We start from the raw sequence: 23,931 nt of genomic DNA on the forward strand, positions 1-23,931 counted from the left end.
GCCCTTGTACGCAACCTACTGCCTGGCACCCCCGCTTCGGCGGCCGGCGCACGGTGCGGCGGCCACCACCTCGAACTGTCGGTGCGCTGGGGCATGATGAGGGAGTGACGACGCAGGTGCTGACGAGGTTCACCCCCGCAACCCATGAGTGGTTCGCCGGGGCATTCTCCGAGCCGACCCCTGCCCAGTCGGGCGCCTGGTCGGCCATCTCCGCGGGATCGAATGCGCTCGTCGTCGCACCTACCGGGTCCGGCAAGACACTCGCCGCGTTCCTCTGGGCCATCGACCGCCTCATCGCCTCCGGCGAGGGCAGCGGTGATTCCGAGGCCGCCGGGATCGAGGCCGCCAAGGGGTCCAGGAATCCTGCGGCGAAGAAGCCGAAGCGCATGACCCGGGTCCTCTACATCTCGCCGCTGAAAGCCCTCGGCGTCGACGTCGAGCGGAACCTGCGCGCACCCCTCATCGGCATCACCCAGACCGCCAAGCGTCTCGGCCTGCCCGCGCCCAGCATCACCGTGGGCGTCCGTTCCGGTGACACTCCGCAGGCGGAGCGGCGCGCCATGCTCACGCGGCCGCCGGACATCCTCATCACCACCCCCGAGTCGCTGTTCCTCATGCTCACGTCGAAGGCGCGCGAAATCCTCATGGAGGTGGATACCGTCATCATCGACGAGGTCCACGCCGTCGCCGGCACCAAGCGCGGCGCCCACCTCGCCGTCTCGCTGGCCCGCCTCGACGCGCTGCTGGACAAGCCGGTGCAGCGCATCGGCCTGTCCGCGACCGTGGAGCCGAAGGAGACCGTGGCCCGGTTCCTCTCCGGCAACGCACCCGTGGAGATCGTGGCACCACCTTCGAAGAAGCAGTGGGACCTCACCGTGACCGTTCCGGTCGAGGACATGACGGAACTGGGCGGAGCCGCTTCCAACACCGATGACGACGGCGACGCCGTCCCGCAGGCGAGCATCTGGCCGCACGTCGAGGAGAAGATCGTCGACCTCATCGGCCAGAACCGATCCACCATCGTGTTTGCGAACTCGCGCCGCCTCGCGGAGCGGCTGACCGCGCGGCTCAACGAGATCCACGCCGAGCGGCTCGAAAGGGACGCGGTATGGGCTGCGGGCGGTGATCCCGGAGCCATCGAGCCCGCCTCCCCCACGCCGTCGTACGCGCACACCACCGCGACTCCCGCGCAGATGATGGCCCAGGCAGGCCAGAGCAGTGGAGGTGAGCCCTTGCTCGCCCGCGCCCACCACGGATCGGTGTCCAAGGACCAGCGCGCCCTCATCGAGGACGACCTCAAGTCCGGGCGCCTGCGCTGCGTCGTCGCGACCAGCTCCCTGGAACTCGGCATCGACATGGGAGCCGTGGATCTCGTGGTGCAGGTCGAATCGCCACACTCGGTGGCAAGCGGACTGCAGCGCGTGGGCCGCGCCGGACACCAGGTGGGCGAGGTCTCGCAGGGCGTCCTGTTTCCCAAGCACCGGGGGGACCTCGTCAACACCACGGTCACGGTGGAGCGGATGCTGGCGGGGCAGATCGAACCCCTCTACATCCCGACCAATCCGCTCGACATCCTGGCGCAGCAGACCGTCGCGGCGGCAGCGCTCGGCACCATCGACGTAGAGGAGTGGTTCGACGTCGTCCGCACCTCCGCACCCTTCGCCACCCTCCCCCGTTCCGCCTTCGATGCAACACTCGATCTCCTTGCGGGCCGCTACCCGTCGGACGAGTTCGCCGAACTGCGCCCACGCATCATCTGGGACCGCGTCGAGGGCACCATCACGGGAAGGCCCGGAGCGCAGCGCCTGGCGGTTACCTCGGGCGGCACCATCCCCGACCGCGGGCTCTTCGGGGTGTTCCTCGTGGGCTCGGAGGGTGAGGGTCCGCGTGCCGGCGGCCGGCGCGTCGGAGAACTCGACGAGGAGATGGTCTACGAGTCACGCGTGGGCGACGTCTTCGCCCTCGGTGCCACGAGCTGGCGCATCGAGGAGATCACCCATGACCGCGTACTGGTCTCCCCCGCCTTCGGCCAGCCCGGCAAGCTGCCCTTCTGGAAGGGTGATTCCCTCGGCAGGCCCGTGGAACTGGGCCGTGCCATCGGCGCTTTCAACCGGGAGATCTCCGGCACCACGCCGGAGAAGGCGCAGGAGCGGTGCGAGAAGATCGGGCTCGACGCCTGGGCCTCCGGCAACCTCATCACCTACCTGACCGAACAGCGTGAGGCCACCGAGGTGGTCCCGAATGACCGCACGCTGGTCGTGGAACGGTTCCACGACGAACTCGGCGACTGGCGCGTGGTGCTGCACAGTCCCTTCGGCATGCCCGTGCACGCGCCCTGGGCCCTCGCCGTGGGGGCGAGGCTGGAACAGCGCTACGGCATGGACGGCTCGGCGATGGCTTCCGACGACGGCATCGTGCTGCGGGTGCCGCTCATGGACGACGAACCGCCCGGCGCGGACCTCTTCCTGTTCGATGCCGAGGAACTCGACGGCATCGTCACCGCCGAGGTGGGCGGGTCGGCGCTCTTCGCCTCCCGCTTCCGCGAATGCGCCGCGCGGGCACTCCTCCTCCCGCGCCAGAACCCGAGCAAGCGCACCCCTCTGTGGCAGCAACGGCAGCGATCCGCGCAACTGCTCGATGTCGCCAAGAAGTACCCGACCTTCCCGATCGTCCTCGAAACCGTGCGCGAGTGCCTCCAGGACGTCTACGACCTCCCGGCGCTGAAGGACCTCGCGGCGTCGCTCGAGCGCCGGGAACTCCGCATCGTCGAGGTCACGACGCAGCAGCCCTCGCCTTTTGCGCGGTCCATGCTGTTCGGCTACGTGGCATCCTTCCTCTACGAGGGCGATTCCCCGCTGGCCGAGCGCCGTGCAGCAGCACTCTCGCTGGACCCCACGCTGCTCAACGAGCTGCTCGGGCGGGCGGAACTGCGGGAACTGCTCGACGCGCGGGTCATCGCCGAGACCGAGCTGGAGCTGCAGCGACTGAGGCCGGACCGGCTCGCACGCGGCCTCGAGGGGGTCGCGGACCTCCTTCGCCTCCTCGGACCGCTCACCGTCGACGAGATAGCCCAGCGTCTGGAGGCACCAGCGGACGCCCAGGTGGGGGAACCGGAGGGGCATCCCCCAGGTTCCCTCGACGATGATCCACCGGCCCCGGAACGGGTTCGCGCCTCCGCGGACCTCGTCCGGCAGCATGTCGCAGCCCTGACGAAGGCTACCCGGGCACTGACGGTGAACATCGCGGGTACCGAGCGGATCTCCGCCGTCGAGGATGCTGCACGCCTGCGCGATGCCATCGGCGTCCCGTTGCCGATGGGCATCCCGCTGGCCTTCATCGAGCCCATCGCCGATCCGCTCGGCGACCTCGTGGGCCGCTACGCGCGCACGCACGGTCCGTTCACCGCAGCCGAGGCGGCGTCCCACCTGGGACTCGGCGTGGCCGTCGTCGCCGGGTCACTGCAACGCCTCGCCGGCGCCGGTCGGGTGGTGGAGGGCGAGTTCCGTCCTACGGAATCGGTGCCCGTCCTCGACATCTCGGCCGATTCCGGCGCCGCGCCCGGCTCCATCACGCTCCATGCCCCTGCCTCCAGCGAGTGGTGCGACGTCGAGGTGTTGCGCCGCCTGCGCCGTCGTTCCCTGGCAGCGCTGCGGCAGGAAGTGGAGCCGGTCGACCCGACCGCCTACGGTCGGTTCCTACCCGTGTGGCAGCACATCGGCTCCGGCCTGCGCGGCCTCGACGGGGTGATCACGGTCATCGACCAGCTCTCGGGCGTTCCGATTCCTGCCTCGGCCTGGGAGCCACTCGTCCTTGCGCAGCGCGTTGCCAACTACGCGCCGGCCATGCTCGACGAGCTGACGGCAACCGGCGAGGTGCTCTGGTCCGGGGCCGGGTCGCTCGCCGGCAATGACGGCTGGATAGCGCTGCACCTGGCCGAGAACGCACCCCTGACCCTGCGACCGGACGCCGCGTTCGAGCCGTCGTCGCTCCACACCGCGCTACTCGACCTGCTGTCCGGCGGCGGAGGCTACTTCCTGCGTCAGCTCACCAACCTGCTCGATGTCCAGGAATCGACGTCGGACAGCGCCGTCGTGACCGCCCTCTGGGATCTGGTGTGGGCGGGCAGGATCAGCAATGACACCTTCACCCCGGTGCGCTCCCTGCTGGCCAACGGCAAGACCGCGCACAAGCAGCGACCGGTGCCTGCACGGGCGCGCACCTCGCGGGCCGGGCGGCTCGGCCGGGCTCCGGGCAAGTCGCTGACCGGCACGTCGATGCGCCTGAGTGCTGCGTCCGACGACATGGGCGGGTACCAGAGGCCCACCCCTCCCCTGGCCGCCGGTCGCTGGAACATGCTGCCGGGCGTGGAGGCCGAGACGACGCTCCACGCGCACGCCACCGCCGAGTTGCTGCTCGACCGCTACGGCGTCGTCACGCGCGGAGCCGTCGGCAACGAGGGCATCCCCGGCGGCTTCGGCATCATGTACAAGGTGCTGGCGAGGCTCGAGGAGATGGGCAGGTGCAGGCGCGGGTACTTCATCGAGCACCTCGGTGCCGCCCAGTTCGCGGTGCCCGCCACGGTGGACCGCCTGCGCTCCTTCAGCGCGGACAACCAGTTGCCCACGGCCCAGGACGTGCTCGGAGGTGAAGCGCCACCGCTGCACGCCGTCGCCCTTGCCGCCACGGATCCGGCCAACCCCTACGGCGCCGCGCTCAGCTGGCCCCAGGCCGAGGGCGGGCATCGTGCCGGACGGAAAGCAGGCGCGCTCGTGGTCCTCGTCGACGGTGCGCTCGCACTGTATGTCGAGCGCGGCGGCAAGACCCTGCTGGCGTTCACCGAGGACGCCGATGTCCTCCGCGCGGCGGCGCTGGCCCTGGTGATGATCATCCGTCGTGGTGCCGCAGACAAGATGGCGCTCGAGAAGGTGAACGGCGGTGAGATCCTTGATACCGACATCGGCCGAGCCCTCGCTGACGCCGGCTTCTATACGACGCCGAAGGGGCTGAGGATCCGTGCCTGAGGGAGATACCGTCTGGCGGGCCGCCCGTGAACTGCACCGCGCCTTGGCGGGGAAGGTGCTCACGCGCTGCGACATACGGGTGCCACGTTTCGCGACCGTCGACTTCACGGGGGACACCGTGCAGGAGACTGTCGCCCGCGGCAAACACCTGCTCATCCGCGGAGGGGGCGACGACGGCTGGGACATCCACTCGCACCTCAAGATGGAGGGCCTCTGGCACGTCTACGCGCACGGGGAGAAATGGCGCAGGCCCGCGTTCAAGGCCCGCTGCATCCTCGAGACGGACGACGCCGTCGTCGTCGGCTTCGAACTCGGTTTCCTCCGCGTCATATCTCGCGCCGAGGAGGAGGAAGCGGTCGGCTACCTCGGACCGGACCTGCTCGGACCCGATTGGGATCCCGACGAGGCGCTGCGCCGGCTGCTGGACCAGCCGGACCGGCCCATCGGCCTCGCCCTGCTCGACCAGCGGAACCTCGCCGGGATCGGCAACGTGTACCGGTGCGAGTTGTGCTTCCTTGCCGGTGTCCACCCGCTCACCCCGGTGGGCGACGTCCCGAACCTGCCGCGCATGGTCGAACTCTCCAAGAAGCTCCTCGAGGCGAACAAGGCACGCAGCACCCGGGCCACCACCGGTCAGCTGCGGGGGAACACCCTCTGGGTCTACGGACGGTCTCGGCGAGGCTGTTTGCGCTGCGGCACCCCGGTGGCGCTCGAACAGCTCGGGGACAAGGAGACCGAGCTGCGAGAGATCTACTACTGCCCGCACTGCCAGCCGCGATTGGAAGCCACCGCCGGAGCGGTACTACCCTGACCAGGTGGGCGGAAACGGGAGGATGAGGCGCTGATGGCCATGCAGTCGCCCCTGCCTGTGCGGAACGGGGTCAACGCGACGCGTCTGCGATTGCCCTCCGAAGGGCCGTGGAGCACCGCTCTCGACTACATCCTCGACCGGTTCGACCACGTCGACCCCGAGGGTATCGGCGCCCGCTTCGACCGAGGGGAGGTCGTCGCCCTCGGAGGAGATGTCCTGACGCGGTCAACGCCGCTGGGCGAGCACACCTTCATCTGGTACTACCGTGAGCTTCCGGTGGAGAAGCGCCTTCCGGTGGAACTCTCCGTCCTCCATCAGGACGAACGCCTGCTCGTCGTCGACAAACCACACTTCCTGCCCACCACGCCCGGCGGCATGTACGTCGCGGAATCGGCGCTGGTCAGGCTGCGGGTAGAGCTCGATCTTCCGGATCTCATTCCCATGCACCGCCTCGACCGGATGACGGCAGGCATCCTGATGTTCTCGGTCGACCCGGCGACCCGAGGCGCCTACCAGCTGCTCTTCGAGAATCGGCAGATCAGCAAGGAGTACCGAGCCGTGGCGCCGGTGCGATCCGAGCTGAACCTCGACGCCGGTCCGCTCGACGTCCGCAGCCGGATCGTGAAATCACGCACCTACCTGCTGGCCCAGGAGGTGGAGGGCCCCCAGAACACGCACACCACCGTCAACCTGCTCGAGCAGCGGGACGAGCGCGGGCTGTACCGGCTGCAGCCGCACACCGGCAAGACACACCAGCTCAGACTCCACATGGCGTCGCTCGGGCTGGGAATCATCAATGACCTGTTCTATCCCGTCCTGCACCCGCAGGCACCGGACGACTACACGCGCCCGCTGCAGCTCCTGGCCCACAGCATCGCCTTCACGGACCCGGTCGACGGGACGGAACGGCGCTACGAATCGGGCCTTACGCTCGCCGAGTTCGCCTGACTCCCACCAACGTCTTGTGAACCGTCCTCCGCCGCGGGTTGGAGGACGGTAGGTTTGCAGGGTGGACCTGCCTGGCTCGGACATTCCAGCACCGCTCTATCTCCTCCTCATGTTCGCCGTGATCTTCGTCGACGTGGCGATCCCTGTGGTGCCCTCCGAACTCCTCGTCATCGGCTCCGGCACCATGTCAGCCCACGGGATGCTCCTCCTCCCTCTCGCCATCGTTACCGCCTTCGCCGGGAGTTGGGTGGGCGACGTCGCCCTCTTCCTGCTCTTCCGCCGCAGGCTGACGCACTTCCTCGACAGGTTCCGGTGGGGACGCTCGATCCACCGGGGGCTCCGCAACGTCATCGAGAAGGCGGGCACCTCACCCACCTACGCGGCCGTTGTCGCCGTACGCTTCCTTCCGGGCGGCCGCACGGCAAGCGTGGCCGTGGCCGGTATCGCGGAACTGCCGCTCCGCCCGTTCATGCTCGCGGCAGCAGCGGGCGGCCTCCTGTGGACCGCCTGGCTCGTGGGTCTCGGCTTCATCGCGGGGGCATCCACCGGCCTGCCCGCCGGCGTCAGTGCCCTGCTCGGAATGGCAGTCGGTACGCTGGTGGGAGCCATCACGGCGGCAGTCCTCGCCCTGAAGAAACTCCGGAAGGCCAGAAAAGCGCATGAGTACCCCGATGAACCCGGGACCCCGGCTTCCTGACAAGCCGGTCAGGCCGCCGACGATCGCGCTGGAATCCACTGCGGCCGATCGTCCCTCGGACACGGCCAGCGTCCTCGAACGGCTGAAGGCCGCGCAGCCCCGGGTTGCGACCGGGCTAGGCGACGACTCCTCCCGGGCGGCGCCGCCGGACACTCGCCCAACGCCAGGGCCGGTGGCGACGTCGACTTCGGCATCAGTGCCGGCAACCGGCCCGGCATCAGTGCGGGCAACCGGCCCGGCCACCGGGCATGGGGACACGACCGATACTGTCGTGGCGGCCGGACCGCCGGACACGGACTCCAACGAGCGGTTCCGCCTCGCGGCCGAGAAAGCCAGGCTCGCTGCGGGGGCAACGGGCAAGGCCCTCAGCCGGGGCAGCAGCGCGACGGTACAGCACATCGGTTCGTGGGACGCGGATGTCGTGCGGCAGACGGTTGTGACGATGTGCGCGATCGCGTGCATCCTGGGGTCGGCGGCGGGCGTCGGTGCTTTCGGCGGTCCCTCGATCGCGGACGCCGCAGGCGGCCTGTTCTCGCCGGACGCGACCCTGCTGGCGCCGTCGTCGTCCGCCTTCTCCATCTGGAGCGTGATCTACGTGGGGCTCGTCGCCTATACGGTCTTCCAGTGGTTGCCCTCCCAACGGCGGACGAAGCGCCAGCGCAACCTCGGCTGGACCGTAGCCGCCTCGATGCTCCTGAACCTGGCCTGGATCCTGAGCGCCCAGGCGGGTCAGCTGACCCAGAGCCTGGTGGTCATCATGCTGCTTCTCTTCGCCCTGCTGGCGGCCGTTCGGACCATGAACGACTACCCCAACGAGACGAGGCTCGAAGGTGCCCTCGTCGATACGCCGATCGGCCTGTACCTCGGGTGGGTACTCCTGGCTGCGGGCGCCAATGCTGCGGCGTTCTTCACGGCCAGAGGAACCAACCTGTTCGACTGGCAGGGCACCAGCTGGGCGATAGCAGGGATCGTCGTGATCCTGATGACCGCCGCCGTCATATGCTCGACCGACCGCGGACGTCTCGCCGTCGCTGCGGCTACCTCGTGGGGACTGCTGTGGATCGCCGTCGAGCGTGTGCTGGGCCAGCCGTTCGCTTTCGGTGTGGCCTTCGCCGCGGTTCTTGCGATCTTCCTGCTGCTCATCACCGCGGGCTCCCGCCGCCACCGCGTCGACCATGAGTACCGGCGTTGGCTCCGGGCGCATGAGGACGCCCAGCGCGAGCCACTCGACCTGCTCGGCGACGACTACCAGGACAGCCGCTACTGAGGTCCTCCTGCACGACACGGCACTGCACGGATCGGCCGAGTGCCGGCGGGAGATGCAACGTCCCGCCGGCTCTTCCATGCACGGCCCGGCGCGAGGCCGGAATTCAGCCCTGCTCGCCGACGGTGACGGCGATCTTCCCGCGGACATGCCCCTCGATGCTGCTGCGGAACGCGTCAGCCGCGCGCTCGAGCGGGAAACTCTCCGCGAGGACGGGCTTCACGCTGCCGGACTCGACGAGTTCGGTGAGCGCAAGCAGGTCGGCCGGGTTCGGGCGGACGAAGATGTAGCGGCCGCCCTTGTCCTTCACCGCGGCATCGGCGACAGATGCCACACGCTCGGGCGTCCTGAGGTGTTCCAGGGATGCCACCCAGTCGTCTCCGCCGACGAAATCGACGACGGCGTCGAGCCCCTCGGGCGCCGCCTCGGCGATGCGGCCCGCGAGTCCTTCGCCGTAGGTCAACGGCTCGGCCCCCAGGGAGCGCAGGAAGTCGTGGTTCTTCTCCGACGCCGTGGCCAGCACGCGCGCTCCCCACGCCCTCGCAATCTGGATGGCGTACGTACCGACGCCACCCGCACCGTTGTGCACCAGCACGGTGTCACCGTCGCTGACGCCGACGGCCCGCAGGGACTGGTACGCAGTGAGCCCGGCGAGCGGCATGGTGGCGGCCTCGGCCCATGAGATGTTGCTCGGCTTCCGCGCGAGTGTCCGAACGGGAGCAGCAACCTGTTCGGCGAACGTACCGAGACCCACGGTGTCCATGCGGACGTAACCGATGACCTCGTCGCCGGCTTCGAACTCGACAACGGACGGTCCCGGCTGGACGACGACGCCGGCCAGGTCCCAGCCCGGGATCACGGGGAAGACGGTCGGCAGGGCGCCGTCGAGGTAGCCCGCCGTGATCTTCCAGTCGACCGGATTGACCGATGCTGCGCGCACGTCGACGAGCACGGAATCGGGGCCCACCTTCGGGTCCGGTTGCTCGCCGTACTGGAGGACATCGGGATCGCCGTACGTCTCGTAAAACACTGCCTTCATGGTGCTCCTCGGGTCATCCGGCCGGGGCCGGCGCTGTTCAGCTTCCACTGGGCGGCAACCCTCACCCTCCGGCGCGTATTCCAAGGCAGCCCCTGTCAGGGCCCCGGCGGGATCAGCCGGTATTGCGCATTCCCGCGGCGACGCCATTGATGGTGATGAGCATGGCCCGCTGGAGCTGCACGTCGGGCTGCCCGCCGTCGGCCTCGGCACGGACGCGGCGCAACAGCTCGACCTGCAGGTAGGAGATGGGATCGAGGTACTGGTCGCGCACGGCGAGGGATCGCTTGAGTACGGGCTGGTTGTCGAGCAGTTCGTGCTCACCCGTGAGGTGCCGGATCTCAGCGAGCGTCAGCTCGTACTCCTCGCGGATCACACCGAACAGGTGCTGCAATTCGTCCGGGACCAATGCCTCGACATAGTGCGCAGCAATCTCCAGGTCGGTCTTCGCAAGGGTCATCTGGACGTTCGAGACGACAGTGCGGAAGAAGTGCCAGCGGTCCAGCATCTCCTCCAGCAGCCCCTCGTGGCCTGCCTCGCGGGCAGCTCGTAGACCGGATCCGACGCCGAACCAGCCGGGGACGATCTGCCGCGACTGCGTCCAGCCGAAGACCCATGGGATGGCCCGGAGACCGCCGAGCCCGCTGCCGGAATCGGGGCGCTTGGACGGCCGCGAGCCGATGTTCAGGGACCCCAGCTGCTCGACCGGCGTCGACGCGAGGAAATAGGCCGGGAGGTCTTCGTGGTCGATCAGCGAGCGGTACCGGGCGAAGGCGGCGTCGGACACGGTCTCCATGACCTCCGCCCAGCGGTCGCGATCGTCGTCGGATGTGCGGGGTGTGCGGTGCAGCGCAGAGCCCTGCATGACGGCCGCGAGGGAGAGCTCGAGGTTCTCACGGGCAAGGGCGGGCAGCGAGTACTTGTCGCTGATGACCTCGCCCTGCTCGGTGAACTTGATCTCACCCTCGAGCACGCCGTTGGGCTGGGCGAGGATCGCGTCGTACGTCGGGCCGCCACCGCGGCCCACGGAACCACCGCGGCCGTGGAACAGGCGGAGGCGGACGCCGTGTTTCGCCGCCACGTCACGCAATCGGCGCTGGCTCTTGTGGATCTCCCAGAGGCTCGTCAGTACGCCGGACTCCTTGTTGGAGTCGGAGTAGCCGAGCATGACCTCCTGCAGATCTCCACGGAGCCGCACGACCTCGCGGTAGGTCGGGTCGGACAGCAGCGTGTCCACGATCTCCGCGGAAACCCGGAGTTCGTCGACGGTTTCCAGGAGGGGGGCGAAGCCGATCTTCGCGAAGGCGCCCGAATCGGGTCCTCCGGAGCCGTTCCCGACGACGTCGACCAGGCCCGCTTCCCGGGCTAGGACCACCGGCGCGAGGACGTCGTCGGCACCGCGCGTCATCGAGACGATGTAGGTCTCGATGACGTCGGGACCGTAGGTCGTGAGCGCCGACGCGATCTCGCGGAAGACGTCGAACGTGCGCCGGGCGCCGTCGTCGAGCGGTGGATTGATTGTCGCCAACGGGCGCCGCGACGCCAGCTCGCGGGACAGGGCACGGAGACGGCCCTCGCGGTCCAGCTCGAGGTAGGGCACGTCCAACTCGCCGAGCCTGTCGGTCAATTGCGCGACGACGTCGTGGTGCATGTCGGCGTGCTCGCGGATATCGAGTGTCGCAAGGTGCAGGCCGAAGGACGAGATGACGCGGGAGGCGGTGGCGAGGGCGCCGTCAGCGGCGAGGCTCGCCGAGTGCTCCCGCAGTGAGTCGCCGAGGAGCTGCAGATCGGCCAGCACCTCCGCGGTGTCGCTGTAGTCGCGGCCCCGCTCGTGCGCCGTCTGGTGCTGCACGCGGGCTGCCGTGTTGAGCAGCTTCGCCTTCACGCAGGTCAGCTTCAGCCGGTACGGCTCCTGCGCATTGAGTTCGAGCACGCGTTTGTCCAGCCGCGGGAGGTTTGCGAGGTCGCGTTCGATCGATGCCGTCAGTTCCTCGGACGCCCCGACGATCGCCGTGGAGGAGGAAAGCGAAGAGATGAGCTTGTCGATGAAGTGGATGGCAATCCGAACGGCCTGCTGGTTCTGGATCTGGAGGATCTCGCGGGTCACTGCAGCCGTGACATTCGGGTTGCCGTCGCGGTCACCGCCGATCCAGGAACCGAACTTCAGGGGTGCTCCTGCGGCAGGCAGTGCGACACCATGTTCTGCCAGGAGGTCCGAGAGGTCCTCGAGCAGCTCGGGCATCGTCGTGGTGAGGATGTCGCCGAGGTAGTAGATGGCATTGCGGGCCTCATCGATCGGCGTGGGCCGCACCTGCCGCAGCTCGTCCGTCTGCCAGATCAGGTCGATCACTTCGGCCAGCCGGCGGTCCTGCCGTCGTCGTTGCTGTGAGCCCTCGGCAGTCGAGTCGGCGAGGACGTCGGAGAGCCTCCGGAGCTTGTCCAGCACGGAGCGGCGCGACGCCTCGGTGGGATGTGCCGTGAACACGGGGCGGACGTCGAGCTCCTGCACGACGGCGGCCAGCGCCTCGGGCCCGGCGTCGGAAGCGATGCGCGAGACCGTCTGTGCGAGCCAGCCGTGCTCCTCGGACCGCGTCCGGAGTCCCCGCACCCGGTGGACCTGCTCTGCGGCGTTGGCGAGGTGGAAGTAGGCGGCGAAGGCCCGCACCAGCTCGGTGGCCTGACCGATAGGAAGCGCAGCGAGCAGTTCCCGTACCTGCCCGGCGAGCGCGGCCCGCTCGCCGGCGTCCTTCACCGTGCCCGACTCCTTCGACTGCTTCGTGAGGAGGCGCACGCGCTCCACCAGATCGAGCAGGTCCTGGCCATGCTGGCGGACCAGTGACTCGCCCAGCAGCGTGCTGACGCGGCGCACGTCGGCGCGGAGGTCGGAACTGATGTCGCCGGCCGCCCCACTGAACGGGTCGGCGGCGAGCACGGGGGATACATCGAGGGGCACTGTCACGACAGCCTGCTTTCAGGGCACGGAAAACGAGGCGTATACGGCACTGGATACGACGGATTGCTGTTGGGATCCTACCCAGTAACGTGGCGCACGCCTCACTTCGTCCGTCATGTGAACCTCCCGCTGCCCGTCGCCGGCCCAGGAACGTCAGGCGAAGGCCGAGATCCCCGTCAGCGCCCTGCCCACAATCAGGCTGTTGATCTCGTAGGAGCCCTCGTAGGTGTAGACGGCCTCGGCGTCGGCGAAGATCTTCGCCATGCGGAAGTCCGTCACGATCCCGTTGCCGCCGAGGATTCCCCGCCCCAGCGCCACCGTCTCCCGCATGCGCCCCGTGGTGAAGGACTTGGCGAAGGCCGCCTGCGGCATGTCTGCCGCGCCCTCTTCCTGCAGGTGCGCGATACGCGCCATGACGGCCAGGCTCGCCGTCGTGTTGCCCATCATCGTGACTAGCTGGTCCTGCACCAGCTGGAACCCGGCGACCGGCCTGCCGAACTGGTGGCGCTCGACGGCGTACTGCCGTGCGACGTCGAACGCGGCCAGCTGCTGGCCGACGGCCTGCCATCCGACGAGGATGCGCGATCCCAGCAGGAGCTGCCGGGTGTCGTTGAAGGAATCGATCCCGGCGAAGCGATCAGTCTCCGCGATCCGCACATCGGTCAGCGTGATGTCGGCGTTCTGCACCGTGCGCAGGGCGATCTTGTGGGCGATGGCCGTGCGGATGACACCCGGCAGCGTGGCATCGAGGATGAAGCCGCGTACTCCCCCGGTCTCCGTGTCCCGCGCCCACAAGAGCATGTAGTCGCAGAAGGTGCCGTTGCCGATCCAGCGCTTGGCGCCGTTGATGATCCAGGTGTCGCCGTCGCGCGTGGCCGTCGTCTCCATGCCGCCGGCGACGTCGGACCCGTGCAGCGGCTCGGTGAGTGCGAAGGCCCCGGTGATCTTGAGGTCCATGGCGTCCTGCAGCAGCCTGGTCTTCTGGTCCTCGCTTCCGAAGGTGTGGAGCGCCTCGACGAAGAGGTCGTGGTGCACCATGAAGAACGTGGCGATGGAGGTGTCGGCCCGCGTCAGCTCGGCGATCACCAGTCCGCTGAACAGGTGGCTGTAGCCCTGCTGCACGGGCGTGCTGAGGCCCAGCCCGGCGAGCTTCGGGAGGATCTCGTGGGGGAACTCGGCGCGGTTCCACCACTCGGTGGCGCATGGCGCCACCTCCTTGGCGAGGAAGTCACGGACGTCCTGCAGTTTCTCCCGCTCGTGGCTCGCGAGCAGGCCCTCGAACCCGAGGAAATCGGCGGTGGGCAGTTGGCTCGTCATCGAGCCGTCCTTTCGGTTGAGACCGGGCGTTGTTCGGATGCGCTCTACTTCGGCGCCATGCGGATGGCTCCGTCGAGGCGGATGGTTTCGCCGTTGAGCATCTGGTTCTCCACGATGTGCGCGGCGAGCGCGGCGTACTCGACCGGCTTGCCGAGGCGCGAGGGGTGGGGGACCTGCGCGCCGAGGGAGTCCTGGGCGTCCTGTGGCAGACCGGCCATCATCGGTGTCTCGAAGATGCCGGGCGCGATCGTGACCACGCGGATGAGTGACCGGGCGAGTTCACGGGCGATAGGAAGGGTCATTGCTGCGACTCCGCCCTTGGAGGCTGCATAGGCGGGTTGCCCGATCTGCCCGTCGAACGCCGCCACCGATGCCGTGTTGATGATGACGCCGCGCTCGTCGGAGCCGCCGAGCCCTGAGACCGCGGGAGTGAGGGCAATCGCCTCTGCGGCGAGCCTGATGACATTGAAGGTACCCACGAGGTTGACGGTGATGACACGGGTGAACTGCTCGAGCGGCAGGACCCCGTCGCGGCCCAGCACTTTGCCCGGCGTCGCGATACCGGCACAGTTGACGACGATCCTCAGCGGACCGAGCTCCGATGCCGCGTCGACGGCGGCGCGCACCTGCGCGGGGTCGGCGACGTCGGCGGCGACGAACCGCACGCGCCCGCCCGACGGGTCGAGCCCGGCTGCGGCGTCCAGGCCGGCGGACTGCGGGAGGTCGACGAGCACCACGGACGCGCCGTCGTCGTACAGCCTGCGGGCCGTGGCCAGCCCGAGGCCCGAGGCGCCACCGGTGACGAGGGCTACCGCTCCCCTGATGTCCATCCCTGATTCCTCCGGTTCGACAGGAACCGCTGTTGGTCCCGTACCGCGCCCAGCGTACTGTGACGTGGCCCACTGCGCACCCGGCGGGTGATGTACTGAGCATCCTGCGCAGTCCCACGAGAGACCGGCGTGGCTAGGGTGGTCACATGCCCATCCCCGACGAGGCCGCTCCCGTTGCGGCAGCCAGCGTGCGGCAGGTCTTCGCCCGCCGCAGCCTGCGCGTCCCCGGGACGCGCCTCGGAGCTATCGCCTTCCCGCCGCCGACCAGTCCCCGAAGCCACTGGCACTACTGGTGGCAGGCGCACTTCCTCGACTGCCTCCTCGACGAGCACCTCCGCGATCCCGGCGGAGACGCATTGACCGAAGCCCGGAAGCTGGTCCGCGGCATCTGGCTGCGCAACGGCGGCCGGTGGCGCAACGCCTACTACGACGACATGGCGTGGCTGGCCCTGGCCCTGCAGCGACTCGACGCGGTCGACGGACGACGACGACCGCGCCGTCGCGTCCGGAATCTCGCCGGCGCCCTCCGCTCGGCACACACGCAGGATCTGGGCGGTGGCGTCTTCTGGAACACCACGCGGGATTACAAGAACACGCCGAGCACGGCTCCCGCTGCGCTGTTCTTCGCCCGGGCGGGCGACACCGGCCGGGCACAGGAGCTTCTCGACTGGCTCCGGGCTCGCCTGTACGACCAGGAAAGCGGCCTCTATCTCGACGGCGTGAAAGCCGACGGCCGGGTGGAGCGGTCGCTCCACACCTACAACCAGGGCACGGTGCTGGGCGTGTTGGTCGCCGTCGGGGGCAGGGAGAACCTCCAGCACGCAGCCGATCTCGTGGAGGCCGTAGCCCGCGAAGTAGCCGGCGACGACGGCGTGCTGCCACTCGGCGCAGGCGGTGATGCAGGGCTCTTCACGGGGATCCTCGCACGCTATCTCGCGCAGGCGTCCCTGTCGGGCGTCGGACCGGTAGCCTCGCAGCTGGCCCGCACCCTGCTGGACGCCACGGCCAACCACATCTGGTCGGGCCGCCTGCAGGTGCAGGGCAGGAAATTCCTCTTCCCACCGCGACAGGAACGCACACCCGTCAGCCTGTCCTCCCAGCTTCAGGCCTGGATGGTTCTGGAAGCGCAACGGGTGTCGCGGACGCCGGAAGGGCGCGGGAAGGGCGCGGGGAGGACTGAGTAGGGGTAGCGCGTCCAGGCGTCGACCACCCGTCGAAGGGCTCGAAGACGTAGGTCCCGGTCCTGCGGGTTCACTTCCCGGGATCCTGCTTCCTTGCACCCTGCGGATAGAACGTCTCGCCGCGCGCGAGCATGGCAACGAATTTGGCGATGTTCCGCTCCCTGGCCACCTGCGTCTTCAGCTGTCCCAACCGGAAGATCAGCGCGTAGCGGTTCTGGGAGGTGAGGGTATCGAACATGGCGGACGCGGCGTCGTCAGAGCCGATGGCTGCCATCAGGTCCGCCGGGACCTCCGCGGTAGCCGGTCCGGCGTAGGCCCGCTCCCACCTACCGTCGGCCTGCGCGGCGGCGACCGCCCGCTCCCCCGCTTCGCGCATGCGACCCTCGGTGCGCAGCCGGTCAACGTAGGTCTGGTTCCGGACGGACCAGATGCTCCGGGGGCCGCGCGGCGTGAAGCGCTGGAAGTAGCTCCCCTCGTCGCGGGACTTCGCCTGGCCGTCGATCCAGCCGAAACACAGGGCCTCGTCGAGCGCCTGCGCGTAGGTGAGCAGCGTCGTCGCCCCTCCCTTCTTGTGCTCGATCAGCCAGACGCCCGGTGAGGATGCGTGGTTCTCCTCCAGCCAGTGGCGCCACGCGGTGGCATCGGGCAGCAGGAGCTCTGGAAGTTCGGCCTTCATGCGCCTACCCTAGACCGCGCCTGTCCGCGCGTGAACCGAGGTGCCGGCTATGGCCCTCATGATTGAGGTCGGGTCGACCAGACGACCAGAGCCTCAGCCTGTGCGCGTTCGGCGAGCAGGAATCACGCGCTACCTCAAGGAGAATTGGTGCTCCGCGTCCGACCCCTCATCCACACGTCCGACATCTACGGCTCGGCCCGCTTCCTGCAGGCACTCGGACTACACCCTGCGAAGGATCCGGCGCCGGGCGGATCCATCGCAGTCTTCGACGCCGGAAGTGGCAGGGTCGCCCTGCGTTCCTGTGCGCCGGGCAGCGTGGAGGAGGGTAGGACGGCGCTCGCCTTCGACGTCGCGGACGTGCGCGAGTTCGCACGTCGGACCACCGAGGCCGGAACCGCCGTCGAGCTGTCCGAAGAGGACCACGGGCCGGCAGCCCGGGTGACCTCACCGGACGGCATGTCCCTCCTCACAGGCGCAGGTCCACGCGAGACGGGGGCGCCGCCGTCGGCGCTGGCCGTGCTGGCCCTCTGGTACACGCCCGACGTCGACGCTGCCGCGGGTGTGCTGAAGGACATGGGCGCGAAGCCTCGGACCAGCTCCGATGCCGGTACCTCGCATCACTTCAGGGCGAAGAACGGCGGAGTGGTCGCTACCCATGTGGGGGAGGTCGTCGCGACAGAACTTGCCTTCGAGTACGACGGTGACGTTCGGGACCTGGTGCCCGCGCTCACGGCCGGCGGGTTCGAGCCCGTGGTGATCGATGCGAGCTGCGGGCTGTCACTCCGCGTCGGCGCTCCGTGGGGCGCAGACGTGCGGGTCGACGAGTGGCGGCAGGACGTCCACGGTCCTGCCGCGCACTGACGACACTGTTGCGCCATACTTCGCCCCGGATTCAGCCACGGGCCGAAGAACCGCGCGCCGCCCGTGCCCGGGCTTGGGTCTGCTATAGAACTGGGTTATGAACGTACGCACCCCTGACCCCAATCCGGGCTGGCTCTCCGAAGATGACCTGTACGAGGCCCGCCGCCGCCTGCCCATGGTCTACGTGGAGGCGATTCCCGTGCGGTGCGACGCCCTGGGCTACGTCAACGAGGTGGGACTCCTCCTGCAGGCGAATGAACAGGGCGAGATGGTGCGCACCTTCGTGTCCGGCCGCGTGATGTACCGGGAGACGATCCGGGCCGCGCTCCTACGTCACCTCGAGAAGGACCTGGGACCGCTCGCGCTGCCGCAACTGGCGCCGTCGCCCCTGCCCTTCACTATTGCCGAGTACTTCCCGTCCCCTTCCGAGACCGGACTGACGGATGACCGCCAGCACGCCGTCGCCCTTGCTTACCTCATCCCGGTGACGGGTGAGTGCAGTCCGCGCCAGGACGCACTCGAGTTGTCTTGGCTGACGCCCGCCGAGACGCTCAGCCCGTCCATCCAGGCTGAATTCTCCGGTGGCCGAGCCGACCTGCTGCGTCAGGCCCTCGCTCACGCAGGCTGGGGCCGCTAGCGTCGACAGGGCACCCGTCGGGCCCGCGTTACCGTATCGTGATACGGGCGTTGGGGCGCAGGTGATCATCCAGGGGCTACTGGCAGAGGTTGGCACGACGTACATGATGGTGAACAGGATGGACAGGACCGGGCTGCGTGCAGTTCCGGCAGAGGTGCTTGCGGTGGGTGACATGCTGGCGCTGCCCGACGGCGGGGAGCCGGCGGAGGTGTCGGCCGTCGTGGTCGAGAACGACGACTTCGGAGTGCCTGCACTCGTCGTCGCGACAATTGCGGGCGAACGACGCATCAGGTTGGCGACCGGCTCCATGGCCTACCTCGAACCGGCCGACGCCGAACTCGGGCTCTCCGCCGTCGCGGCCGACCATGGATCTCCGGAAGAGCTGATAGCGCAGATCGCCCAGGCGCACCCCGAGAGCCAGGCAATCCAGGGCGTCGCCGCCCGCCTCGCCCGCGGCATCAACCTCAAGGCCGGAAGCAACCTCCAGGACCTGCACCAGTTCGCCCTCACCCTCCTCATCGACGAGGGCGACACCGCCTCTGCATTGTCTGTTGCCGACCTCCTGGCGCAACTGCCCTTCGACGGGAATTTCGGCAGGTGGAAGTGGATCGAGGGAGGGCTCGCGATCGCCGCCTACCTGACGCGGCATGACGACGCGCGGTCGGCCCGCTACTCGGCCGCCATCCGCGCTGCCGAGGACGCCGAGACGGATCCTCTGCGTGCCAAGACTGCGGCTATGTACCGACAGCGCCAGCTCAACGAGCCCAACGTGTACGACCCGGAGATCCTGCGCGCCTCCACTGCCGGCAAGACCGACGTCGAACGGGACTGGCGCGTCCTGCGTATCGGCGTGCTGCTCTACCTTCGTGCCCATGGCGGTTCGAAAACCCTGAGCCGAGACGTCCTGGAGCGCCGGATCGCGGCGGAGCTGGCCGCCGTCGGAGCGCTCGACGCCCAGCTCGCGAAGCGCCCGCCGTCCTGACGCCCTGCCGCGGGCTGGCAAAATGGGGTGGTGCATCCACAGTCCCAGCAGTCCTCGTTCTCCTTCGCCGTCCATAGCCGCCTGGAGGACACGACGCCGGGAGCCGGGGGCCCGGGGCCACGGCACGGACGTACCGGCACGATAACCACCCCGCACGGCGAGATCCGCACCCCCGCCTTCATCCCGGTCGGCACCAAGGCTTCGGTGAAGGCCGTCCTGCCCGGTGCGATAGCTGAGCTCGGTGCCCAGGCGCTCCTCGCCAACGCCTACCACCTCTACCTGCAGCCCGGCGCCGACGTCCTCGACGAGGCCGGCGGACTCGGTGCCTTCATGAACTGGCCCGGCCCCACCTTCACCGACTCCGGCGGCTTCCAGGTGATGAGCCTCGGCTCCGGCTTCAAGAAGGTCATCACCATGAACGTGCCCGTCGACGCCGACAAGGAGGGCGCCGACGACCGCGTGGCCGTCGGCAAGGAGCGCCTCGCCCACATCGACGACGACGGCGTCTGGTTCAAATCCCACCTCAACGGCGACCGCCACCGCTTCACGCCCGAAATCTCGATGCAGGTACAGCACCAGCTCGGTGCGGACATCATGTTCGCCTTCGACGAGCTCACCACCCTGATGAACTCCCGCGGCTACCAGGAGGAGTCCCTGGAGCGGACGCGGCTATGGGCCCTGCGGTGCATCGCCGAGCATGAGCGCCTGACCGACGAGCGCAGCCACCGTCCCTATCAGGCCCTGTTCGGCGTCATCCAGGGCGCACAGTACGAGGACCTCAGGCGGAAGGCATCGGCCGATCTCGGCGCGATGGACTTCGACGGCTTCGGCATCGGCGGAGCGCTCGAGAAGGAGAACCTGGGGACGATTCTCGGCTGGTGCAGCGACGAGCTGCCGGAGAACAAGCCCCGGCACCTGCTCGGAATCTCGGAACCGGATGACCTCTTCACGGGCATCGAGAACGGGGCCGACACCTTCGACTGCGTCTCCCCCACACGCGTGGCCAGGAACTCGGCCTTCTACACGCCGGACGGTCGGTGGAACCTCTCGAATGCGCGCTTCAAGCGGGACTTCACGCCGCTCGTCGAGGGCTGCGACTGCTACACCTGCACGCACTACACCCGGGCCTACATCCACCACCTGTTCAAAGCCAAGGAGATGGTGTCCGCGACGCTGATCTCCATCCACAATGAGCGCTTCGTGGTGCGCATGGTCGACGACGCCCGGGCCGCCATCGACGATGGCACCTTCTACGATCTGAAGGCCGAGGTACTGGGGCGCTACTACGCCTGAGCGGGAGCCGCCTCGCGCCTCCGGCTGCCGGACTACACTCCCTGGTACGTGTTCGAAGGAGAACCATGCCCGCGCCGACAGCCAAGAGGGACGCTACCCCCCGAGCTGCTGGTCCCTACCGCGCCACTGATTTAGAGGCTCGGAGTCCTGTCCCGCCGGCCCGTCGTGAGGAAATCGGCGGGACTACCTCCGGCCCATCCGGAGGACACGGCAGTGAGCGCTGACGGCATGACTCCCGATGACGTCGAACCGCCGCCACCGCGCCACCACGTGACCTTCGGAGTCGGCGCCGTGGTGGTCGCCTTCCTGGTGGGCGTCGTCACCCTCGCCCTGATCTTCGCGCTCCCATGGGGCTCGGGCGCTTTCGGGGTCTTCGTCGTGGCTCTCTGGTACGGCCTCGGCATCGGACTGGTCACGGGGCTGCCACTCGGCATCGTCATAGGACTCCTGCTGCGGCCTGTCCGCAACCAGTGGATCCACATCGGGATCTTCTTCGCGGTGTTCGCCGCAGCGGCCTTCACCATCGCAGCACTGCTCTCTCCATCCATCGCACTCGCGGACAGCCTCCCCACCGCCCTCATCATCGGAGGCGTGGGCGCCCTCGCCCGGGCCAGTGTCTGGAAACTGGTCCGCGTGCAATGACGGCGTGCTGCTATCAAAAACCGTCGCCGACGAAACGCAGCCGCCTCCCTCCCCGAGGGAGGCAGTCCCTGCGATTCGCCGGGGCGTTCTCCGACTTTCCGGACGAGGCGAGGAGAGCGATGGACCCACTCGGAGAGGTCTTATCGAGCGGTGTTGCCTTCTGTTGAAGGATCGGCCGTGGTTCTTCCTTCGCCCAGGTCAAGGTCGATAGGGAGTGACGGTGCGAGCCGTCGCAGGGACGTGAACGTGGGCACGAGGGCGTTGTACAGCTCGGCAAACACCGGCAGCAGGGAGGCGTACACCGCGGCGGCTGCCGGCTGCGGTCGCACCGTCTGCTCGATCTTCACCATGTCGACGACGACGTCGATCGAGTCGATGAGGCCCAGGGCCTCCATGCCGAGCAGCGCCGCACCGAAGCCGGAGCCCTCCTGCCCGTGCGCGAATTCGATCGGCATGCCGAACGTGTCAGCGAGAAGCTGTCGCCACAGCGGGCTGCGCATGACGCCCCCTGTGGCCCTGATGCTATGGACCTCGAGTCCAGCGGCACGCATGGAATGCAACACCAGCGCCAGCTGGAGGCAGACTCCTTCGAGCGCGGCACGGACCAGGTGCTCACGACGATGTGCTCGGGTAAGACCCACATAGGCGCCACGTGGAAGAGAGCTCCAGTGCGGAGCCCGCTCGCTCAGCAGGTAAGGCAGCATCAGCAGCCCCCCGGACCCGGGTGCGACCCTTGCTGCCAGGGCCAGTAGCTCTTCCTCCGCCGGTTCGGCCAGGTCCGGGGCGATTGCATCCCCCGCCCACCCGAGCACCACCCCACCGTTGTTGATGGCACCACCGACCACCCACCGGCTGGACGTGAGTGCGTAGCAGAACACCCCGCCGAGCGGATCAACCGCTGGCCGGTCGACTGCTACACGTAGGGCCCCGCTGGTTCCGATCGAGCAGGCAGCCACGCCGGGGCGCACCGCACCCACCCCTAGATTCGCCAGTGGCCCATCTGCGGCGCCGACGACCACCGGCGTCGTGCGGGGAAGGCCCATTGCGGCAGCGGCGTCGTCGGTGAGCGCGGACAACACGGTTGTGGTCGGCACGATCTCCGGTAATTGCTCAGGCTGGACACCTGCGATCCTGAGGGCTTCCTCATCCCATGCCAGCGTATTCATGTTCATCAGGCCGGTCGCCGAGGCGATGGAATGATCTACCACCAGCGCGCCGCAGAGTTGCAGGAGCACGAATTCCTTGATGCCGACCCAGAATCCGATCTTTTCACACAGCTTCGGCTCCTGCTCGCGGAACCAGACGAGCTTGGGAAGCGGGGACATCGGATGCATGGGCGTGCCCGTGCGCCGGTGCAGGGCCAGCCCGCCGACCGAAGCACGAAGGCGCTCGGCTTGCACGCGGGCCCGGGTGTCGGCCCACGTGATGACCTCGGTGAGCGGGGTACCGGCCGGGGAGAGACCGATGAGACTGTGCATGGCCGAACTGAAGGAGATGCCGGCAACTCGATGCGCCCCCACCTGGGACACGACCTCGCGCACAGACTCGAGCACTGCGGCCAGGATGAGCTGCGGGTCCTGGACTGCGTGCCCAGGATGAGGCTCGTTCAATGGGTAGCCCGCCGAATGCGACGCCTCCAGCGTGCCATCGGTCCGGAAGGCAACAGCCTTGGTGTTGGTCGTGCCCAGGTCGACGCCTATCACGACCAGCTCCGTCGAAGCTGATTCCGGCTGAGCTTCGCTCGCGGCGGTTGGAGGCGTGCTCACGAGTCACCGTGCCACAGGGAGATGACGACCTTGCCGGAGGTCGCGGAATCCTTTGCGACCGCGAATGCCTCGACCGCCCGGTCGGCTGGCAGCTCGTGGGTGATCACGTCCTCGATTGCTGGATTCTCGTCGAGCAGTTCGATCGCGCGGTCGATCTCGTCGTTGAATCGGAAGGCCCCCCGAAGCTGGAGTTCCTTCGAGATCAGCGGAGCGAGATTGATCCCGCGGGGCTCGTTCGGAACCATCCCTACCTGCACGACGATGCCCGCCCGACGAGCGGCCAGCAGAGCTGCATTGACGGCGGCATGGACGCCGGAACACTCCAACACGACATCGAATGCCGCCGCGGGGATTTCTTCGGTCCCGACCTGGACAGTGCCGTGCACGCCGAGCCGCCGAGCGCGCTCCAGCGGTCCGGCGAGCACATCCGTGGAGGTCACCTCAGCTGCCCCCTCGGCCAGGCAGGCGGCTGCGGTCAGGAGGCCGATAGGTCCTGATCCGGACACGAGGACCTGCTTGCCCTGGACTCCACCAGCCACCGTGATCCCGTGCAGTCCCACGCCCAACGGCTCGGCGAGGGCTGCTCGTCGCAACGACAGCCCGGCGGGAAGGGTTCGAACCATGTCCCTGTCGACGATGAGGAACTCGCTCATCCCCCCCTGGGTGTGTGGCTGGGTCGACGCGCTACCGAGGTAGGCGCCCCCGGGCCACAGGTGACGGCGGTCTTCGATGCCAGGCTCAGGCTTCCCGAAGGTCGCAGGGTGCACAGTGACCGGAGTACCGGGGGCAAGGTCTCCGGACGGATCCACGTCCACGGAGCCCGACACCTCGTGGCCCGGAACGAGTGGTTCACGCACAACGTACTCTCCGTTGGCGCCCTCGTTGTAGTAGTGGAGGTCGGACCCGCAGATGCCCCCATAGGCCATCCGGAGTCGGACCTGCCCCGGACCGGGCTCGGGTGTGGGCAGTTCGGTCTCAACGAGATCGAGCCTCCCATTGATGACGAGTGCTCTCAT

Annotated in this window: 18 protein-coding genes; 11 read left to right on the plus strand and 7 right to left on the minus strand. The window is 68.5% G+C overall.

Annotated features, from left to right (window positions below; translation table 11 throughout):
• Positions 1–104 precede the first annotated feature (104 nt).
• The 5 genes from RCH21_RS13995 to RCH21_RS14015 all read left to right on the plus strand — a co-directional run bounded on the left by RCH21_RS13995 (position 105) and on the right by RCH21_RS14015 (position 8,744).
• Positions 105–5,021: a DNA glycosylase AlkZ-like family protein gene (locus RCH21_RS13995; protein WP_326964909.1), complete on the plus strand. Its 4,917-nt coding sequence runs from the start codon at positions 105–107 to the stop codon at positions 5,019–5,021.
• Positions 5,014–5,832 (plus strand): DNA-formamidopyrimidine glycosylase family protein, encoded by an 819-nt coding sequence (locus RCH21_RS14000; RefSeq protein ID WP_120148542.1) that lies wholly within the window; start codon positions 5,014–5,016, stop codon positions 5,830–5,832. The genes RCH21_RS13995 and RCH21_RS14000 overlap by 8 nt, the downstream gene beginning before the upstream one ends.
• 39 nt (positions 5,833–5,871) lie before the next feature.
• The gene (locus tag RCH21_RS14005) at positions 5,872–6,780 is read left to right on the plus strand and encodes a pseudouridine synthase (RefSeq protein ID WP_326964969.1); all 909 of its coding nucleotides are present in this window, start codon (positions 5,872–5,874) and stop codon (positions 6,778–6,780) included.
• Between the two features lie 61 nt (positions 6,781–6,841).
• Positions 6,842–7,477 (plus strand): DedA family protein, encoded by a 636-nt coding sequence (locus RCH21_RS14010; protein WP_326964910.1) that lies wholly within the window; start codon positions 6,842–6,844, stop codon positions 7,475–7,477.
• The gene (locus RCH21_RS14015; protein WP_326964911.1) at positions 7,440–8,744 is read left to right on the plus strand and encodes a tryptophan-rich sensory protein; all 1,305 of its coding nucleotides are present in this window, start codon (positions 7,440–7,442) and stop codon (positions 8,742–8,744) included. Before RCH21_RS14010 ends, RCH21_RS14015 begins: the two co-directional genes overlap by 38 nt.
• 103 nt (positions 8,745–8,847) lie before the next feature.
• On the opposite strand, the gene RCH21_RS14020 is transcribed toward RCH21_RS14015, so the two are convergent.
• From RCH21_RS14020 to RCH21_RS14035, 4 genes are all read right to left on the minus strand, one after another.
• Positions 8,848–9,780: an NADP-dependent oxidoreductase gene (locus tag RCH21_RS14020; RefSeq protein WP_326964912.1), complete on the minus strand. Its 933-nt coding sequence runs from the start codon at positions 9,778–9,780 to the stop codon at positions 8,848–8,850.
• Between the two features lie 112 nt (positions 9,781–9,892).
• Complete coding sequence (gene ppc / locus RCH21_RS14025; RefSeq protein WP_442784716.1) at positions 9,893–12,709, minus strand: phosphoenolpyruvate carboxylase; 2,817 nt, start codon at positions 12,707–12,709, stop codon at positions 9,893–9,895.
• A gap of 174 nt (positions 12,710–12,883) precedes the next feature.
• A complete protein-coding gene (locus tag RCH21_RS14030) occupies positions 12,884–14,047 on the minus strand; it encodes an acyl-CoA dehydrogenase family protein (RefSeq protein ID WP_326964913.1) in 1,164 nt (387 codons plus the stop codon).
• 44 nt (positions 14,048–14,091) lie between these two features.
• The gene (locus RCH21_RS14035; RefSeq protein ID WP_326964914.1) at positions 14,092–14,877 is read right to left on the minus strand and encodes a 3-hydroxyacyl-CoA dehydrogenase; all 786 of its coding nucleotides are present in this window, start codon (positions 14,875–14,877) and stop codon (positions 14,092–14,094) included.
• A 146-nt stretch (positions 14,878–15,023) separates the two neighbouring features.
• On the opposite strand from RCH21_RS14035, the gene RCH21_RS14040 reads away from it, so the two are divergent.
• On the plus strand, positions 15,024–16,061 hold the full coding sequence (locus RCH21_RS14040; RefSeq protein WP_326964915.1) for a glycoside hydrolase family 76 protein: 1,038 nt from the start codon (positions 15,024–15,026) through the stop codon (positions 16,059–16,061).
• Between the two features lie 67 nt (positions 16,062–16,128).
• On the opposite strand, the gene RCH21_RS14045 is transcribed toward RCH21_RS14040, so the two are convergent.
• Positions 16,129–16,734 carry a YdeI/OmpD-associated family protein gene (locus RCH21_RS14045; protein ID WP_326964916.1) on the minus strand — a complete coding sequence of 202 codons (606 nt, stop codon included), beginning with the start codon at positions 16,732–16,734 and terminating at the stop codon, positions 16,129–16,131.
• A gap of 147 nt (positions 16,735–16,881) precedes the next feature.
• Here RCH21_RS14045 and RCH21_RS14050 point away from each other — a divergent pair, with 147 nt between their 5' ends.
• The 5 genes from RCH21_RS14050 to RCH21_RS14070 all read left to right on the plus strand — a co-directional run bounded on the left by RCH21_RS14050 (position 16,882) and on the right by RCH21_RS14070 (position 21,149).
• Positions 16,882–17,595 (plus strand): VOC family protein, encoded by a 714-nt coding sequence (locus RCH21_RS14050; RefSeq protein WP_326964917.1) that lies wholly within the window; start codon positions 16,882–16,884, stop codon positions 17,593–17,595.
• 97 nt (positions 17,596–17,692) lie between these two features.
• Complete coding sequence (locus RCH21_RS14055) at positions 17,693–18,232, plus strand: NUDIX hydrolase family protein (RefSeq protein ID WP_120148551.1); 540 nt, start codon at positions 17,693–17,695, stop codon at positions 18,230–18,232.
• A gap of 118 nt (positions 18,233–18,350) precedes the next feature.
• Positions 18,351–19,214 (plus strand): DUF6707 family protein, encoded by an 864-nt coding sequence (locus tag RCH21_RS14060; RefSeq protein ID WP_120148552.1) that lies wholly within the window; start codon positions 18,351–18,353, stop codon positions 19,212–19,214.
• 30 nt (positions 19,215–19,244) lie between these two features.
• Positions 19,245–20,507, plus strand: a complete 1,263-nt coding sequence (gene tgt, locus RCH21_RS14065) for a tRNA guanosine(34) transglycosylase Tgt (protein ID WP_326964918.1) — start codon at positions 19,245–19,247, stop codon at positions 20,505–20,507.
• Positions 20,508–20,720: 213 nt separating this feature from the next.
• A complete protein-coding gene (locus tag RCH21_RS14070) occupies positions 20,721–21,149 on the plus strand; it encodes a hypothetical protein (RefSeq protein ID WP_326964919.1) in 429 nt (142 codons plus the stop codon).
• Positions 21,150–21,289: 140 nt separating this feature from the next.
• Here RCH21_RS14070 and RCH21_RS14075 read toward each other — a convergent pair whose 3' ends face one another.
• The gene (locus RCH21_RS14075; RefSeq protein ID WP_326964920.1) at positions 21,290–22,852 is read right to left on the minus strand and encodes a gluconokinase; all 1,563 of its coding nucleotides are present in this window, start codon (positions 22,850–22,852) and stop codon (positions 21,290–21,292) included.
• Positions 22,853–22,911: 59 nt separating this feature from the next.
• A complete protein-coding gene (locus RCH21_RS14080; RefSeq protein WP_326964921.1) occupies positions 22,912–23,931 on the minus strand; it encodes a zinc-binding dehydrogenase in 1,020 nt (339 codons plus the stop codon).

It is taken from the genome of Arthrobacter sp. PL16 (genome assembly GCF_035985055.1).
In the GTDB taxonomy this organism is placed as follows: domain Bacteria; phylum Actinomycetota; class Actinomycetes; order Actinomycetales; family Micrococcaceae; genus Arthrobacter_D; species Arthrobacter_D cheniae.